Below are 16,242 nucleotides of genomic sequence, written 5' to 3' on the forward strand. Positions count from 1 at the left end.
GTGGCGGCTGCTGCTAATCTGAAATAAGATATATCGGGGAAACATTTAGGTCGCGGTAGGTTAGAAAACATGGCACTTGCACTGTATCGTAGATATCGTCCGGACACATTTGATGGTGTTATTGGGCAGGATCAAGTTACCGTACCTTTGTCTAGAGCATTAGACCAAGGCAAAATTACTCATGCTTATTTATTCTCTGGCCCTCGCGGATGCGGTAAGACCAGCTCTGCGCGCATTTTGGCACGTTGCATTAATTGTGAAAAAGGCCCTACTTCGCATCCATGTGGTAAATGCCAGAGCTGTAAAGATTTGGCAACTGGTGGCCCTGGGTCTATTGATGTTGTAGAAATAGATGCTGCAAGCCATAACGGTGTTGACGACGCTCGAGAGCTTCGAGAGCGTGCGGGTTTTGCTCCAGCTCGAGACCGCTATAAAATCTTTATTCTCGATGAAGCTCATATGGTAACTCCACAAGGTTTCAACGCATTGTTGAAAATTGTAGAAGAGCCTCCTGAGCACGTTATGTTCATTTTTGCTACTACTGAACCAGATAAAGTAATTGGCACTATTCGTTCTCGCACTCATCATTACCCATTCCGCCTAGTTCCGCCAGAAGTTATGGGCCCTTATCTTGAAGATATATGCAAGAAGGAAAGTATTAACCCTGCTCCTGGTGTTTTACGTCTTGCTATGAGAGCAGGTGCGGGTTCAATGCGTGACACTCTTTCTGTGCTTGATCAACTTATGGTCGGTGCAGTTGATGGTGCTATTTCTTTGGATTCTGCAGTTGCTTTGCTTGGGTTTACGCCTAGTGAGTTAATTTCTGAAGCCATTGATGCGCTTATTGAACATGATGGTGCTGCAATATATGACGTTGTTCGTCGCGTTGTTGTTGGCGGCTACGATACTAGGAAATTTGTTGAAGATTTGTTAGGCAGAGTGCGAGATTTGCTTCTTATGGTTTCTGCTGGTGCTAAAGCTGCTTCCGATCTGCTTAATGATATTGCTCCAGAAGATTTGGAAACCTTGCAGCGTCAATCTTCGCAAATAACGTTACCTAATTTAGCGCGTATGGCTCAAACTATTAATGAAGCGCTAAGTTCAATGGCCGGTGCTGTTTCTCCTCGAATGAATCTGGAAATTCTTGTTGCTCGTTTGCTTGCGGATAGTGACATTACTGCAAATGTTACTGCAAATGTTACTGCAAATGTGCAAGGTAGATCTTTTATAGGTGCAACAAATTCGCAAAATAAATCTTTTGTGCAAAAGCAGCAAGGTAAGTCTTCTGTGAAAGAAACTAAGCATGAAGAGCTTTTGGAATCTTCTGTGCAATCTTCTGCACAATCTTCGCCGGTAGCTTCTTTGGAATCCTCGTCGCAAGCTTCGCAAGAATCCTCTAATTCTGTTACAAAAACGCATAATAATGATTCTCTGAGTGCAGACGAAATGTGGGATGAAGTAGTCTCTAAGTTGCCAGAAGATGCGCGCGAATATGTGACGCGTACGTACGTTCCTAAAGTGCAATTAAACTCTGAGCAATCTGGGCGTCAGCGTTTAGTGCTCACCTTTAATGAGCCTATGAGTCAGCATGCTTTTGCGCTCGCAGTATGCACTACATCTCCTTACGATGGTCAAAAAGTACCAAAAGTGGTAATGAGTGTAGTGAAAGACGTTTTTGGTAATCAAGTAATGATTGCTCCTGCTCCTGTTGCGTCTAACGGAGAAGCGGTTGAATCCGTTGCAAGAATGGATTCTAAGCGTCTTGCTCAAGTAAAACGCGATATTTTATTGCGTAAAACTGGCATGGCTGCAGGATTTATTGGTAAAACAACTTCTGACAGTGGTGGATTCCCTGAAAGTAAAACAGAAAAGGATTCCTCGGATTTTCTAAACGCTGATGGCTCCGCAGCATCAGTAGTATTTGAGAATACTGCGGAAGATGCAAAGCAAGAAGCTTCTTTGACGGACGTTGAAGATGATGCTTGGGCAGATATGTCATCTGTGCCTATTGCGGATGTTATGACACTTCCTAACGCTTCTACTTCGGCACTTGATGTATCTACTAAAACTCAAGGCAAATCGCAAACAGAAATGCAGTCTGCACAATCTAATGCTGACGGGTATAATGCTGACGTTACTAATGCGAATGTTTCAAATGTAGACGATTCAGGCGCTTCTAAGTCAAGTGTTTCTGATTCAGGTGCTGCTAATCCAAGTTCTTCTGGTACAAGTTCTGCTGGTCCAAAAGAAATTACGCAAGAGCCTGTAGTTCCTACAAGTGGAGCGTCTGCAGATGAATGTTCTATGGATGATATTTCCTTGGAAGCTGCATCTTCAGTAGACGTGGATGATCTTAAGGCAATGTTTGAGGTTAAAAAGGTTGAAGAATTTGCTGCAACCGATCCAAAAAATCCAAAGAATATTTCTGCAAACGTTAAGAAAAAGCAAGAGGAGTAGTTAACTGTGCATAATGCATCGTCGTACGATGGCGCAATTGGTCGTTTAATTGACGAGTTTTCAAAACTTCCTGGAATCGGACCTAAAGGCGCTCAACGCATTGCTTTTTATATACTTTCTGCGTCTGAACAAGAAGCGCAATCTTTAATAGATGCCATAAACGATATGAAGTCGAGTGTGCGCTTTTGTGATATTTGCGGAAATGTTTGCGAACAAAGCCCTTGTGCGGTTTGTGCAGATCCTCGCAGAGACCATAGCAAAATATGCGTAGTTGAAGAGCCTAAAGACATTATGAGCATTGAGCGCACTCATGAATATGATGGCGTTTACCACGTTCTTGGCGGAGCTATAAACCCAATGGCAAATGTTGGTCCTGGAGATTTATCAATTACTCAATTACTTGAGCGTCTTAAAAATCCTCAAATTAAAGAGGTTATTCTCGCGCTTGACCCAAATATTGAAGGCGAAGCAACAGTTACATATTTGGCTCGCCTGTTAGATCCTCTAGGTATTAAAATCACGCGTTTGGCAAGTGGTTTGCCTGTTGGCGGCGATTTGGAATATGCGGATGAAATTACTCTCGGACGCGCTTTCAGCGGGCGACAAGCTGTGTAGGAGTAAAATTTAACGAACAAATTATCAATAATTGCGAATAATAGGGCGCGGTTGATACTCTGATACCAGACCAAATATTTGGAATATCCGTTCGTTCATCTTTTTAGACATGAGCAAGGGGTAAAAATTGGCGCTTATCGTACAGAAATACGGCGGCTCGTCTGTAGCTGACACCGATTCCATACAGCGCGTTGCTAATCGTATTCTTTCCACAAAAGCAGCTGGCAATGATGTAGCAGTTGTAGTTTCTGCAATGGGAGACACTACTGACGATTTAATTGATCAGGCAATGAGTGTTAATGCGCATCCTCCTGCTCGCGAAATGGATATGCTTATGACTGCAGGCGAGCGCATCTCTATGAGCTTGCTTGCTATGGCTATTCATGCTCAAGGATCTCACGCATACTCTTTTACCGGTTCTCAAGCCGGTTTTATGACAGACGCGCAGTTTGGTGCAGCGCATATTCGCGCAGTTAAGCCGGATCGTGTTCGTCGCGCGCTGAATAAGGGCAGTGTTGCAATTGTTGCAGGCTTCCAAGGAATTAGTGAGGTTGGTGATGACACAACTCTCGGTAGGGGTGGTTCGGATACTTCTGCTGTAGCGCTTGCAGTTGCTTTAGGTGCTGATATTTGTGAAATTTATACAGATGTCGATGGCGTTTTTACAGCTGATCCGCGCATTGTTCCAACAGCTAAACGTATTCCAGTTATTGATTATGATTCAATGCTAGAAATGTCTTCATGTGGTTCGCGTGTGCTCGCGTTGCGTTGCGTTGAGTATGCTCAGCGTTTTAGTATGCCGCTTCACGTTAGGAGTTCCTTCTCTCACAGAAACGGAACTCTTATTGTGCCGCGAAATGTTGATCCACGTACTTTACCTAATTTAAGTTGATTTAAGCAAGTTTATTTTTATAGATAATTATTTTTTATAGATAATATTTAGGCAAATAGAAATTAAGGGCGGTAATAATGGTAAATCAGGATATTCGTTCTACCATGGGTGATTTGTTTCCAGATTTAGGACCGGAAACACCTGTGATTTCAGGTATTGCTCATGATCGTAGTGAATCTATGATTACAGTTCGCGGTATTCCGGACGTTCCTGGAATGGCTGCAAAAGTATTTACTACTCTTGCAAAAGCTAATGCGAATATTGATATGATTGCTCAGGCAAGTGCGTCTACTGGCACCGCTGATATTTCTCTTACTGCTCCTAGCTCGTCAATGGAAGCGGTTCGTAGTGTTCTTTTAGCTGCTAAAGATGAGCTTAAGTTCACTTCTATGGATGTTGATCCTACTGTTGGGAAAGTTGCTGTTGTTGGCGTTGGTATGAAGACGCACTCTGGTTTAGCGGCTACTTTCTTTACTGCATTAAGTGATCACGGTATTAATACCCTTATGATTTCTACTTCAGAAATTCGTATTGCAGCTTTGGTTCCTGTTAATCAGCTTGATGAAGCTGTTCGAGCTTTACATACGGCTTACGGATTGGATGCTAACCAAATCGAAGCTGTTGTTTACGGCGGAAGCGGACGTTAAAAATCGAAATTATTAGCATAACCATTATTAAGGGAGAAATAAGATGACGATTATCAATGAAACAGGCGTAAACGTAGCTGTTTTAGGCGCTACTGGCCAAGTTGGCATGGTAATGCGCCGTGTGCTTGATGAGCGTGATTTTCCCGTTCGAGATTTACGTTTTATGGCTTCTGCTCACTCTGCGGGAACAGTTTTGCAATATCGTGGGAAAGATATTGTTGTAGAAGATGTAGAAAAAGCTGATTTGCGCGGAATTGATATAGCTATTTTTTCTGCAGGCGGTGGAACTTCAAAAATCTGGGCTCCAAAATTTGCTGAAGCTGGCGCAATAGTAGTAGATAATTCTTCTCAATGGCGTATGCATGACGATGTACCGCTGGTTGTTGCAGAAGTAAATCCCGAAGATTTAGACACAATCCCTTGTGGAATAGTAGCAAATCCAAATTGCACAACAATGGCTTGCATGCCAGTGTTGAAGCCACTTGCAGATTCTTTTGGATTAAAGCGGTTAATAGTATCTTCCTACCAGGCTGTTTCTGGAGCTGGAAGAGCTGGTGCTTTGCAGCTTATGAATGAGGCTCAAGCTGCGCTAAATCAAGGCGCGGATAAATTGGTTTTTGATGGTAGTGCAATAGATTTTCCAGAACCTACCAAAGTTGTTCGCACAATTGCCTTCAATGTAGTGCCTTTTATTGGTGCAATTGTTGACGATGGCTCTGAAGAAACTGACGAAGAGCAAAAGTTGCGTAATGAAAGTCGTAAGATTTTACATCTGCCAAATCTTGCTGCGTCGTGCACTTGCGTTCGAGTGGGCGTTTTTACTGGACACGGTATGAGTGTTAATGCTGAGTTTGATAATGACGTAACACCGGATATGGCTCGTGAAGTTTTAAGCAAGGCGTTTGGTGTTGAATTGAATGATATTCCTACTCCTCAGCTTGCTGCAGGTAAATCCGCAAGCTATGTTGGGCGTATTCGTCAAGATCAGGCTGTAGACGGTAACCGAGGGCTGTCGCTTTTTATTACTAACGATAATCTTAGAAAAGGCGCTGCGCTTAATGCTGTTCAATTGGCGGAAATTATTGCGAAAAAACGTAATATTGCTTAAATAACGAAATTAATTGCTCGCAATTGTGAAAGTCTCTGCGTAAACTGTAAGTATGTCAGTAGCATCGGAAGAAATACAGCAGCAGCTTGATCGTATAGTAGCACTCGGGTATCCGGATGTGGCGGATATGAGTGCTGACGCTTTTCGTTCTCTTGCTCGACCGCTTTTGCGCGCTCTTAAAAATAGTGATTTAGGAACGAATATTTTATTGGTTCCTACGCGTGAGCTTGTTTCTCCAGAGTCTTTGATTTCTCGTACGAGTATTGACCGTATGGCTGGTTTTACAACTATGCCTCCTCGCGATATTGCTAGTTTTATGCCAAAAGATGGTTTTGAGCCTCCGGAAGGTCCGTTCTATTTGGCAATTGATCCTCATGCGGGCGGATCTTATTTAAACAGAGAACCAGATGTTGCTAGTAAGCTTATTGATTCCGACGAACGCTTACCTCTTACTTTGGAAGAAGGGCTTGCGATTGTTACTCAGCATCCGGATTGGCTGGAAAATAAGAATGGGTTTAATCTGCTCGGCTCTCAAAGCACGGATGGAAGAGTTCCTAGCATTTGGATGAGTCAGGGCGCTCCACGTTTAGGTGCAGTTTGGCCAAATTCTCGGCATACTTGGCTTGGTAACGCGTATTGCATGGCACGCCGTGGAATCTCGATTCTTTAAGTACAATTCATAAAATCTTCACGATTATTACGTAAAATAGTTATAACAATAAAACAAGAATCTATAGCAAAAGTTGAAAACCACTATCAATGGGATGATACTTACGAAAGGCGCATTGTGGCATATATAACTTTTGATCATGTGGTAAAGGAATATCCGTCTGGTTCTTCTGCTGTGCGGGCTTTAGACGATGCCAGTTTTACGGCAGAACGTGGTGAGCTTACAGTAATTTTGGGCGCATCTGGCGCTGGAAAAACAACGGCCTTAAATATTTTAGGCGGTATGGATACGGCTACTAGCGGTCGCGTTATTGTTGGGGATTGCGATGTTACTAAACTTAAAGGAAAGGGTTTAGTGCGTTACCGCCGCGAAGATATTGGCTTTGTTTTTCAATTCTATAATTTAGTTCCAAATTTGACCGCTCTTGAAAATGTTGAGCTGGCTTCGCAGATTTGTTCAGATCATTTTGATCCTGAACAAACACTTAGGGATGTTGGTTTGTCAGATCGTTTACAAAACTTCCCAGCGCAACTTTCCGGCGGAGAGCAGCAGCGCGTATCTATTGCGCGCGCTCTTGCTAAAAAGCCGAAGCTTCTTCTATGCGACGAGCCTACTGGAGCTTTGGATTATGAAACAGGCAAGGCAGTGTTGCAATTATTGCAAGATATTTGCCGCACGGAAGGCATGACAGTTTTAATCATTACCCATAATGCTGCAATTGCGCCTATGGCACATAAAGTTGTGCGCTTCCGCTCTGGAAAAGTCGTAAGCGAGACTACACAAGAGAATCCTATGGCCATTGCCGATATTGAGTGGTGATTTTAATGAGTGCATTATTTATTAGCGCCGTTAGAATGTGGATTCATCAGTGGCGACGTTTCTGTGTGCTTGCAGTTATTGCAATGCTTGGCGTTGCTGTTATGACAGGAATTTACGCGGGCTGCAACGATATGCTTCTTGGTACGAATGACATGTACGAAAAGTTGCATGCATACGATTTGCAAATCGTATCTACCTTGGGTTTAACTAAAGATGATGTTGCTTCTTTGCAAAAATTATCTAACATAAGCGAAATTGAAGCCGAACGTTTTTGGAAAGCTACAGCGCATCCTGATGACGATGCAAGTTCCACATATGCAATGAATTTTGTGCATTACGATTCGCAAAAAAATATGAATCGTCTTCACCTGCTTCATGGCAATATGCCTACTAATAGCCGAGAAGCTGTTGTAACTCAACGATTTTTGCACGATAGTGGCTTAAATATTGGCAGTACCGTTGTTGTAAATTTGCAGCAGTCAGCCGCGTCTGGCAGCAGTGTTTCAAATAATTCAAATAAAAAATCTGAAAAATATAATCTTCTAATTACTGGAAGCGTCTTAGATAGTAACGATTTAAACAATCCAGAAGGCTACCAGTCAAAAGCTTTTCGTAATTCTGTAACATCTCGCTACCCAATTTTTACGTCTGCAGCACCAAAGAACATGACTGACCTGCCATATGCTGCAATATCTGTGAGATTGAATGATACTAAGAATGTTAATGCATTTTCTAAATCGTATCGCAATATTGTTGACGACGCTTCTGAGCAAATCCGAGAAAAAGTGCAGTCTAAGCGCGAAAAAGCTCGTCGAAATCAGATTATTGATGAGAGGTCGAATAGAGAAGCGGAAAATATTATTGCGAATGAACCAAGGCTAAAGCTTGCTCCAAATTCTGTGAAAGAACAAGCAAAAGCGAAAATTCTAGAGCAGATTAAGCCAGAAATTCAAAAGAAAGTTCCTCAAGCACAATGGCATATATCTACTCGAATCGCTAATGATAGTTACGCAAGCTTACGCTCCGACGTTGCTTCAATTCAGTCGCTTGGTTACGCTTTCCCGGCAGTATTTCTTGTTGTTGCCATGATGATGAGCTTAACAGCTATGGCACGTATGGTTGAAGAAGAGCGAGGTCTTATTGGAACGTACCTAAGCCTAGGTTATGGGCGTTCGGCTGCAGTTACAAGGCACGCGTTCTTCGCTATTTTCGCATGCTTTATTGGTGGCGGAATTGGAGATATTGTTGGATTCCTTGCAATTCCTTCGCTTCTTTTGAAGATTTTGCGCGGGCTTTACGCTGTTCCAGGTGTTAGGTTGCGTTACGACTGGTTATACGGTTCACTGTGTGTGCTTGCTTTTGTGATTCCTGTAGCAGTTTGCACAATAGTTGTTAGTTGGCGTGAAACAAAGCAAGTTCCTGCCGCTTTGCTTCGTCCAAAAGCTCCAAAAGCTGGCGCTCGCGTACTTCTTGAGCGTTTGCCTTGGATTTGGAAGCGTATGAGCTTCCTAAATAAAGTAACTATTCGCAACATAGCGCGCTTTAAAGGCAGATTATGCATGACAATCGGTGGTGTTGCTGGTTGTACTGCACTTATTGTGTGCGGTCTTGCATTAAACGATACCGTCGCAACTTTAGGAACTCGCCAATATGAGGGAATCTACAATTACGATATGATTGCGATTTCTGCTCCAGATTCTTTCCAAAGCATGAAGAAACGCGTGGAACAAGATAAGTCGAATAATAAGATCGAAACTATGCTTCCTGCTTACATAAGTTCTGGCGAAATCGCTAAGCATCAAAATGCTGGCAACAACAAATCTGAGCATAGCAATGTGGAAGATTCTGAAAGTGTGCAAATGATTGTTGTAAAAGATGCGGATACTTTAGCTCGTCTTGTGCGATTGCAAAATATTGACAACAATTTGCAGCCTGTTAAGCTCACGGATGACGGACCGCTGCTTTCTCAAAGCGCAGCCGCTTCTTTGGATATTAATCGCGGAAATGAAATCACAGTAACTAACGCAAGTTTTAAGCGCGCAACAGTAAAAGTTAATGCTATTGTTCGAAATCTAATTGGTTCAAACATGTATATGACTTCTAGATGTTACGAACGATTGTTTAATGACAAAAATAGTAAATCTCTAAAGCATAATGCGCTGATTCTTCGCTTGCGTGGCAGCGATGATAAAAAAATCAAGTACGCGAATAATGTTTCGGAGCGTGACTCTGTTCTTGCGGTTATGAATATTACGAAAATGAAGCACGCTTTTAGTTTTGATCTTATGAATGCTGTTGTTGCTCTGATTGTAACGTTAGCTGCAGGTTTGGCTTTAGCAGTGCTATTTACTTTGGCTAGTACGAATATTTCGGAGCGTTCGCGCGAAATGGCAACTCTAAAAGTTCTTGGCTTCTATAAAAGAGAAATTCACTCTTATGTGCATAAAGAGATGCTAACTCTTACTGTAATTGGTATTGCGGTAGGTTTGCCGTTGGGAAGGCTGATTTCAGGCTTGCTGACCAAGGCTCTTAGAATGCCATCGCTTTATTTTGAGGTGGAAGTAGCTCCGTTAAGTTACTTCATTGCAGGCGTTGCAACGTTAATTTTCGCTTTGATTGTGCAATGGGCAACTAATCCTGCGCTTGATCGTATTGATCCGGTTAGCTCTCTAAAAAGTGTGGAATAGCGCAATAGTTAAGGGTGCATATAAAATAAAAAGTTCGTATATACTAGGAACGGAGATTTGGCAATGAATATGACGGCGAATAATGGCATAAATGTAGATTCTCAGCAATCTGAATCTGCAGATTCAGCCGGAGAATTCGCTTCTAGTATTAAATCTTCTAACACATCGTCAAATAGTTCTAAAAATAGTTCTACGAATAGTTCGTCAAATAGCGAAAATAATGACAATTCCAACCAAATGGAACGCAGTCTTACTAAGCGTCATGTGCAATTTATTGCTATCGGCGGCACAATTGGTACTGGCCTGTTCCTTGGATCTGGAAAATCAATTAGCTTAACAGGCCCAAGTATTGTATTCGTTTACATTATTGTTGGCTTGATTATGTTCTTGCTTATGCGCGGCATTGGCGAGCTAATGTACAAAGATCCAAACCAGCATACTTTTATTAGTTTTATTACGCGTTATCTTGGCAGAGGCTGGGGTAATTTTGCTGGGTGGTCTTATTGGTTTGTGCTTGTGCTTATTGGTATGAGCGAGATTACTGCAGTTAGCACGTATTGCGTCACGTTTTTCCAAACTTTCGATATTGACGTGAGTCATTGGAAATGGCTTATAGAAGTAGTCTTTTTAGCGGCTTTAGTGTGCATAAATCTGGTTGCTGTAAAGCTTTTTGGAGAAACTGAGTTTTGGTTCTCCATGATTAAAATTACTTTGATTGTTGCGCTTATAGTTACTGCTGTTGTGATGGTAGTAATTGGGTATCATTACCCAGCAACTCAACTTCATGGAGGGGTTATTAGTCCTGCTGGGCATGCTAGTGTCAATAACATTTTCAATAATTTTTCGCTTATGCCAAATGGTTGGGTTGCATTTTTGATGAGCTTCCAGATGGTGTTTTATGCGTATCAGCTTATTGAGTTCGTTGGTGTGACTGTTTCGGAAACAAAAAATCCTCGCAAAGTTTTGCCTAAGGCTATAAACGGCATAATTACGCGTATTTTGATTTTTTATGTTGGCGCGCTTGTGGCAATTATGCTTATTGTTCCATGGCAGCGTTTCAAGGCTACTAATGCTGAAGGCACATTTATGTCTCCGTTCATTATGGTGTTCCAGTATGCTGGCGTGCATTGGGCCTCTGCGCTAGTATTCTTCGTGGTTATTACGGCTGCATCTTCTGCACTTAACTCTTTGCTGTATTCTGCCGGCCGCCACATGTATCAGATTGCTATTGAATCTCCTTCTCCTATTTTGGGTAAGTTGCGAAAGGTGTCGCATACTAAAGTTCCTGCTCGTGCAATCATATTTTCTTCTGTATTAATTCTTCTTTCTCCAGTAGTTAATTCGATCCCTGGAGTGCATGGTGCGTTTATTTTATTCGCTTCTGCGTCTTCGGCTGTAATCATCATGATTTATATTCTGATTATGGTTACGCACCGTAAGTATCGTAAATCTGCTGATTTTATGGCAGATGGTTTCTTAATGCCGCATTATAAGCTTCTTAATTCGCTTACCATTGCATTCTTCGTGTTTGTTTATATTACATTGTTTATTAGTGAAGATACTCGCGTTTCTGCAATTGGCGGTTTAGTTTGGCTTGTGCTATTTGGAGGTTACTGCGCTCTGCACGAGCATTGGCAGAATCGCGATTTAGCAGCCGCTTTGCGCAAGTGACATTCTTTCCTGCGCAATTTCTGTTATGCTTACTGTGTGCGAATTATTGTTGCAGATTGTAGTGCTGAATATACAGGTAGATTAAACGCTACGCTTCCGCTATCTAAGCGTGTGCTGCTTATTAAAGCAGATGGTAGTGTGCTTATTTTTTCGGAGCTGGGAGCGTATAAGCCACTTAATTGGATGGTTGCGCCTTGTACAATGCGCATACTTCAGAAAGAAAATGGTGAAGACTCTACTTCCAACGAGCTTTTTGATGGTTGCATTCTTCGAGTTGCTGCGTCAAAAGGTGATGATTTACTAAAAATTTCTTTAGAGCACATATACAGTGACAGCACTTATGATTTAGGTGAGGATCCTGGATTAATTAAAGATGGTGTTGAGGAGCATTTGCAGCGATACTTGGCTGAGCAGATTGATCGTATTGGGGAAGGCGCGAAGCTTGTTCGTCGCGAGTATCCTACAGCTATTGGTCCGGTTGATATTATGGCTCAGGATGCTGAAGGCGTGCACGTTGCGATTGAGATTAAGCGTCACGGCGGTATTGACGGCGTTGAGCAGCTTACTAGATACTGTGAGTTATTAAATCGAGACCCACTCTTGAAGCCTGTTCGCGGCATTTTTGCTGCTCAAACAATTAGTCCACAGGCTAGAGTTTTGGCGGAAGATCGCGGTTTTACTTGTCTTATTCTCGACTATGACGATATGCGCGGTGTTGAATCCGACGACCTTCTTCTGTTTTAGATTTAGACGCATACACAAAAACCCCTCGAAAATGAGGGGTTTTTGTAATCGTAATCACTTACGTATTTTGTAAACTATCTCGCAAATTATCTAGCTAATTATTTTGCAAAATATTTTGCAAATTTTTGCTAGGCATTGCAAAATTTACAAACTCACGAAGCGTAAAGAATATCCACAACGAAGTACAGAGTGGAGTTTGCAGGGATTGTTACATTTCCCTTTGCATCCTTCTTATCTTCTTTGCCGTAGCCATCTTCTGGAGGAATTACAAGCAGAACTCGAGATCCAACTTTCTTTCCAGCCAAACCTTTAGTCCAACCTGGTATTACGCCTCCTGCGAGAGAGAAGTCTGCAGGCATTGAGCGAAGCCAAGAGGAATCAAACTGATGCATTTTGCCGTCTTTATCTGTGGTCCATCCAGCATAATGAGCAGTTACGGTGCTTTTTGCGGTTACCTTTTTGCCGGTTCCTTCAATCAAAGTCTGAGAAACAAGCTTTCCATCTGGCACATAGTTGTTCTTATCTAAGGATGGGACTCCAGATTTATCAAGAGTTACTTTTGGCAAATTTGCAGGAATATCTGTTACTGCTTTACCTTCTGCGTGCTTTAATGCTTTTGAGCGAGACACAAGCGTTAGAACCATAACATATGAAGGGCCCTTATTTTCGCCAGAAACTCCAAAAGCTATAGTTGTATTAATCTTCTTGCCTTTAATAAGCGCATAGTATGGTCGTGCGGTGACTTTTTTGTCAATAGAAATTGAGCAATCAACTCTACCCTTATCCCACGTATTCATAAGTTCTTTGCCATCTTTAGCATTAAGCACAATGCCTTGTGAGCAGACGCGATCGCCTTCTTGAATAGTCTCACCGTTGCCGTGCTGTAAGATAGCGTAAGTATTTCTTTTTATATTTGCAGGTGTTTTAAGCGTAATTTTTGGCTTTTTGCCAAGCTCTCCAGAAGCGCTTATGCCTTCAATAAGCTGCATGCCGGCTTTTTGTGCGTTTTCATCTGCAGCACCATTTGTATTGTCAGAATTGCCGCTGCAAGAAGCTAATCCTACGCATAATGCTACTGTGCTAATAGCAGCAAAAGTGCGTGCAATAAAGGATTTTTGTTTAGATATTGTAGTTTTTTGCATAGATTCACATTACCGCTTGATATTGATTTTAAAGCAAAACCTGCAACTGGTATGAAAAGATTGTAGAATAGTATCGTTATGACTAATACCAACAATGCTCCTGAAAAAGAAGGACAACCAATGCGACAGTCTGCAAGGCGAGTAACATTGCGCACTAAAATTATGCGACGTATCGTATCGCCATTTTTTGTAGTGCTTGCAGTATTAAGTGTTGCTCTTGGTGTTGCTAACGCAACATTTTGGAAGCCGAATGACGTGGTTATTGCTTATGCGCAAGTAACCGGAACTCGTTATATTGTTACAGATCCAGGTGTTCTTAATTTGGTTGACAATAAGGTTCGCGTAAGTGTTGCAGCTTTGCGCACGCGTAAACCTATTTGTGTTGCTGTTGGTTTAACAAAAGATGTGCGTGGTTGGGTAGCTGGCTCTCCAGTTCAGCGCATTACAGGTCTTAAAGATTGGAATAATCTGTCTGTATCGGAAATGTCTGGCAAAAGCACTTTGCAACAAGATTTTAGTACAGATATAAAAGATGCTGACGTTAAGTTCCAACAATCTAACTTATGGCCTTCTGTTACGTGCCAACTTGGTTTAGCAAAGCTTTCAATAAATACTTATGATTATGTTCAAACTGCAGGTTCTGCTTCATATGACCATGCAGTTGCAACTGGTGCAGTTCTTAAGTCTGGGAAGAATTCAAAAAAGAGTTCAAATCGTCGCTACTCGCGTTCTATGAGGGTTAGATCTCAAGCAGCTCGACGTGTTCTATTAATTGATTTGGGAGATAACGTTCCTGCTGCTTCTGTGGAGTTGCGTTGGCGCAGGCATCAAGTTCCAGATTTCGCAACACCTTTATACTTTGTTGGTGCTCTTTTTGCCGTGCTGGCTTTGCTGGCAGCAACTATTTTTGCTATGGCTCCGCATCGTCGCAGGAATAAGCAGCTTGCGGCAAATTCTTCCGCTTTGCTATCTAAACAATCTAAAGATGAGGAAGTCACATTTTCTGAAGCATTTTCTGGAACAGTGCATGGAATGCTTGCTCATAGGAAGCACAAAAAAGCTTCAGGGTCGCATGCGCGCCATGGATGCCACGCTCGTCGTGGTAAAAATCCTGTAGAGAATCAGAATATTGCAAATAATTCTGATTCTAAGCAACTTAACCAGGAGTCTCCATCATTACAGGTATCTTCTGAAGATTCAATAGAGCAGACCACAGTTATTTCTAAGGACGATATGCTTGCATTCGCTACTCGTTTTATTCAACAACATGATGGTGGTGAATTTGCGTATGAATTGCCGAGGGAAGAGGAAAATCGCGAAAGTGTTGTTGATGAATCTTCGGATTTGAACGACGAAAATCTAAAGAACTCTTATTCTGAATCTAAAGACGATGCTAAAAATAATCAGGATTTTCAGTCCGCTCGCGTAGATAAGAATCGTAAGAATTCTCAAACTAGGCGAAATCAGCAGAATAAAAAGAACTATAAAAATAGGCAGGAAAAGCAAGATAGGCGAGATAAGCAAGACAGTCAGGGCGGTCTAGGTAAGCAGGAAAATCAAAATAAGCAATCTAAGTCAACAAAGCAGACAGATAATTCTAAGAAAACTCGCGGCAATCGTCGTGGGCACAACGCAAATAGCAATAATTCGCGATATCGCAAGAATAATAAGGGTTATCGGGGCAATTTCTCGAGTGAGCGAGGTAACAAGCAATAATGCGTAATCTTAAAATGCGTAATCTTAATAAGTATATTCGCGAGTTTAATAATGGCGGAATTATGCGAAAAACGTTGCGCGCAGCTTCTCTGTGTGTTGCAAGTGCTGCATCTGTTGCTCTTGTTGCGGGGGTATCTGCTTGTGATGGTCAAGTGCCTAAGCCTGTGGAAGTTCGCAGCGGTCAAGAGCTTCCTAATGTAACTATGATTCAAGAAAAGGATATTCGTCTTGGTTTGCTTCGAACACTGGAACAGGCAAATGATGAAAAAGACGTTAACGCCTTGTCTAAAGCTGTTTCTGGGCCTGCTCTTGATGTTCGCACAAGTGAGCTTGTTATTGCCAGTAAAACCGGTAAATTAGATCCTAAGACTATTATTCCGCGCGCTTCGGCTCAGACGATTGTGCCAACAAACGCTGGGTGGCCTAGGGACTTAATGACAATTACAACCACCACTAAGGATCAGCAATCAAAGCGTTTGCTTGTTTTGCGTCAGCAGCGAGCTAGGTCGAATTATAAGTTGTGGGCTGTTGCTCGACTTTTCCCTGGTGTGCATCTTCCTAAATTTGCTGTTCCAAGTATTGGTGCTTCAATGGGAAAATCAAATGACACTGGCTTAATTATGACTCCAGAAGAATCAGTAAAAGCTTATGCTGATGTTCTTCAGCATGGCGGTGAAAGCAAGTATGCAAAATATTTTGAGGAAGATTATCTTCGTCAAAAACTTGCAGAACTTTCTAAAGCTGTACAAGCTGGCATGGAGCGCAACAAAGGTTCGCAGGAACAAGTTTTTACTCCACAATTAAAGCAAATAAGCGTTATGCGTTCGAGTGATGGAAGTGATTTAGTCGTTGCAAGAATTGATTCTGTTTGGACGCGTATTGCAGGAGAAGGACGTGAGTCTAGGCCGGCCTCTGACGAAGAAAAAGCACTATTTGGAGATGGAAGAGCAAAAAGCACTATGCGCGTAACTTATGTAAACGTTATTGCGCTTGTTGTGCCACCTGCTGGATCTCATATGAAAATTACGCCGGTTGGTGCTGAACGACAGCCTATTAAAGTAGAAGCGTTGTAAA

General features: G+C 42.1%; 13 protein-coding genes. 12 read left to right on the top strand and 1 reads right to left on the bottom strand.

The window, feature by feature from the left end; translation table 11 throughout:
- Window positions 1-69 precede the first annotated feature (69 nt).
- From dnaX to nucS, 10 genes are all read left to right on the top strand, one after another.
- On the top strand, window positions 70-2,457 hold the full coding sequence (gene dnaX / locus HXT35_RS03995) for a DNA polymerase III subunit gamma/tau (protein WP_004126279.1): 2,388 nt from the start codon (window positions 70-72) through the stop codon (window positions 2,455-2,457).
- Window positions 2,458-2,463: 6 nt separating this feature from the next.
- Window positions 2,464-3,072, top strand: coding sequence for a recombination mediator RecR (gene recR / locus HXT35_RS04000; protein ID WP_004126278.1), 609 nt, complete (start codon window positions 2,464-2,466; stop codon window positions 3,070-3,072).
- 127 nt (window positions 3,073-3,199) lie between these two features.
- Window positions 3,200-3,964: an aspartate kinase gene (locus tag HXT35_RS04005; RefSeq protein ID WP_004126261.1), complete on the top strand. Its 765-nt coding sequence runs from the start codon at window positions 3,200-3,202 to the stop codon at window positions 3,962-3,964.
- A gap of 77 nt (window positions 3,965-4,041) precedes the next feature.
- A complete protein-coding gene (locus HXT35_RS04010) occupies window positions 4,042-4,611 on the top strand; it encodes an ACT domain-containing protein (RefSeq protein WP_004126259.1) in 570 nt (189 codons plus the stop codon).
- A 43-nt stretch (window positions 4,612-4,654) separates the two neighbouring features.
- The gene (locus HXT35_RS04015) at window positions 4,655-5,719 is read left to right on the top strand and encodes an aspartate-semialdehyde dehydrogenase (RefSeq protein WP_004126256.1); all 1,065 of its coding nucleotides are present in this window, start codon (window positions 4,655-4,657) and stop codon (window positions 5,717-5,719) included.
- A gap of 52 nt (window positions 5,720-5,771) precedes the next feature.
- A complete protein-coding gene (locus HXT35_RS04020) occupies window positions 5,772-6,389 on the top strand; it encodes a DUF5701 family protein (protein ID WP_004126245.1) in 618 nt (205 codons plus the stop codon).
- Between the two features lie 117 nt (window positions 6,390-6,506).
- Window positions 6,507-7,208 carry an ABC transporter ATP-binding protein gene (locus HXT35_RS04025; protein WP_004126243.1) on the top strand — a complete coding sequence of 234 codons (702 nt, stop codon included), beginning with the start codon at window positions 6,507-6,509 and terminating at the stop codon, window positions 7,206-7,208.
- Between the two features lie 5 nt (window positions 7,209-7,213).
- Entirely contained in the window at window positions 7,214-9,895 is a 2,682-nt protein-coding gene (locus HXT35_RS04030; protein WP_004126240.1) for an ABC transporter permease, read from the top strand.
- A gap of 237 nt (window positions 9,896-10,132) precedes the next feature.
- Entirely contained in the window at window positions 10,133-11,566 is a 1,434-nt protein-coding gene (locus HXT35_RS04035; RefSeq protein WP_155114847.1) for an amino acid permease, read from the top strand.
- 36 nt (window positions 11,567-11,602) lie between these two features.
- The gene (gene nucS / locus HXT35_RS04040) at window positions 11,603-12,310 is read left to right on the top strand and encodes an endonuclease NucS (protein WP_004126235.1); all 708 of its coding nucleotides are present in this window, start codon (window positions 11,603-11,605) and stop codon (window positions 12,308-12,310) included.
- A 152-nt stretch (window positions 12,311-12,462) separates the two neighbouring features.
- Here nucS and HXT35_RS04045 read toward each other — a convergent pair whose 3' ends face one another.
- Window positions 12,463-13,452 carry an FKBP-type peptidyl-prolyl cis-trans isomerase gene (locus HXT35_RS04045; RefSeq protein ID WP_004126229.1) on the bottom strand — a complete coding sequence of 330 codons (990 nt, stop codon included), beginning with the start codon at window positions 13,450-13,452 and terminating at the stop codon, window positions 12,463-12,465.
- Window positions 13,453-13,530: 78 nt separating this feature from the next.
- Here HXT35_RS04045 and HXT35_RS04050 point away from each other — a divergent pair, with 78 nt between their 5' ends.
- Together HXT35_RS04050 and HXT35_RS04055 are read left to right on the top strand one after the other, a co-directional pair.
- A complete protein-coding gene (locus tag HXT35_RS04050; protein ID WP_004126228.1) occupies window positions 13,531-15,168 on the top strand; it encodes a hypothetical protein in 1,638 nt (545 codons plus the stop codon).
- Window positions 15,168-16,241: a hypothetical protein gene (locus HXT35_RS04055; protein ID WP_004126227.1), complete on the top strand. Its 1,074-nt coding sequence runs from the start codon at window positions 15,168-15,170 to the stop codon at window positions 16,239-16,241. Before HXT35_RS04050 ends, HXT35_RS04055 begins: the two co-directional genes overlap by 1 nt.
- Window position 16,242: the final 1 nt, after the last annotated feature.

Origin of the sequence: Gardnerella sp. DNF01141, assembly GCF_049244255.1 — a bacterium.
Lineage (GTDB): Bacteria > Actinomycetota > Actinomycetes > Actinomycetales > Bifidobacteriaceae > Bifidobacterium > Bifidobacterium vaginale_E.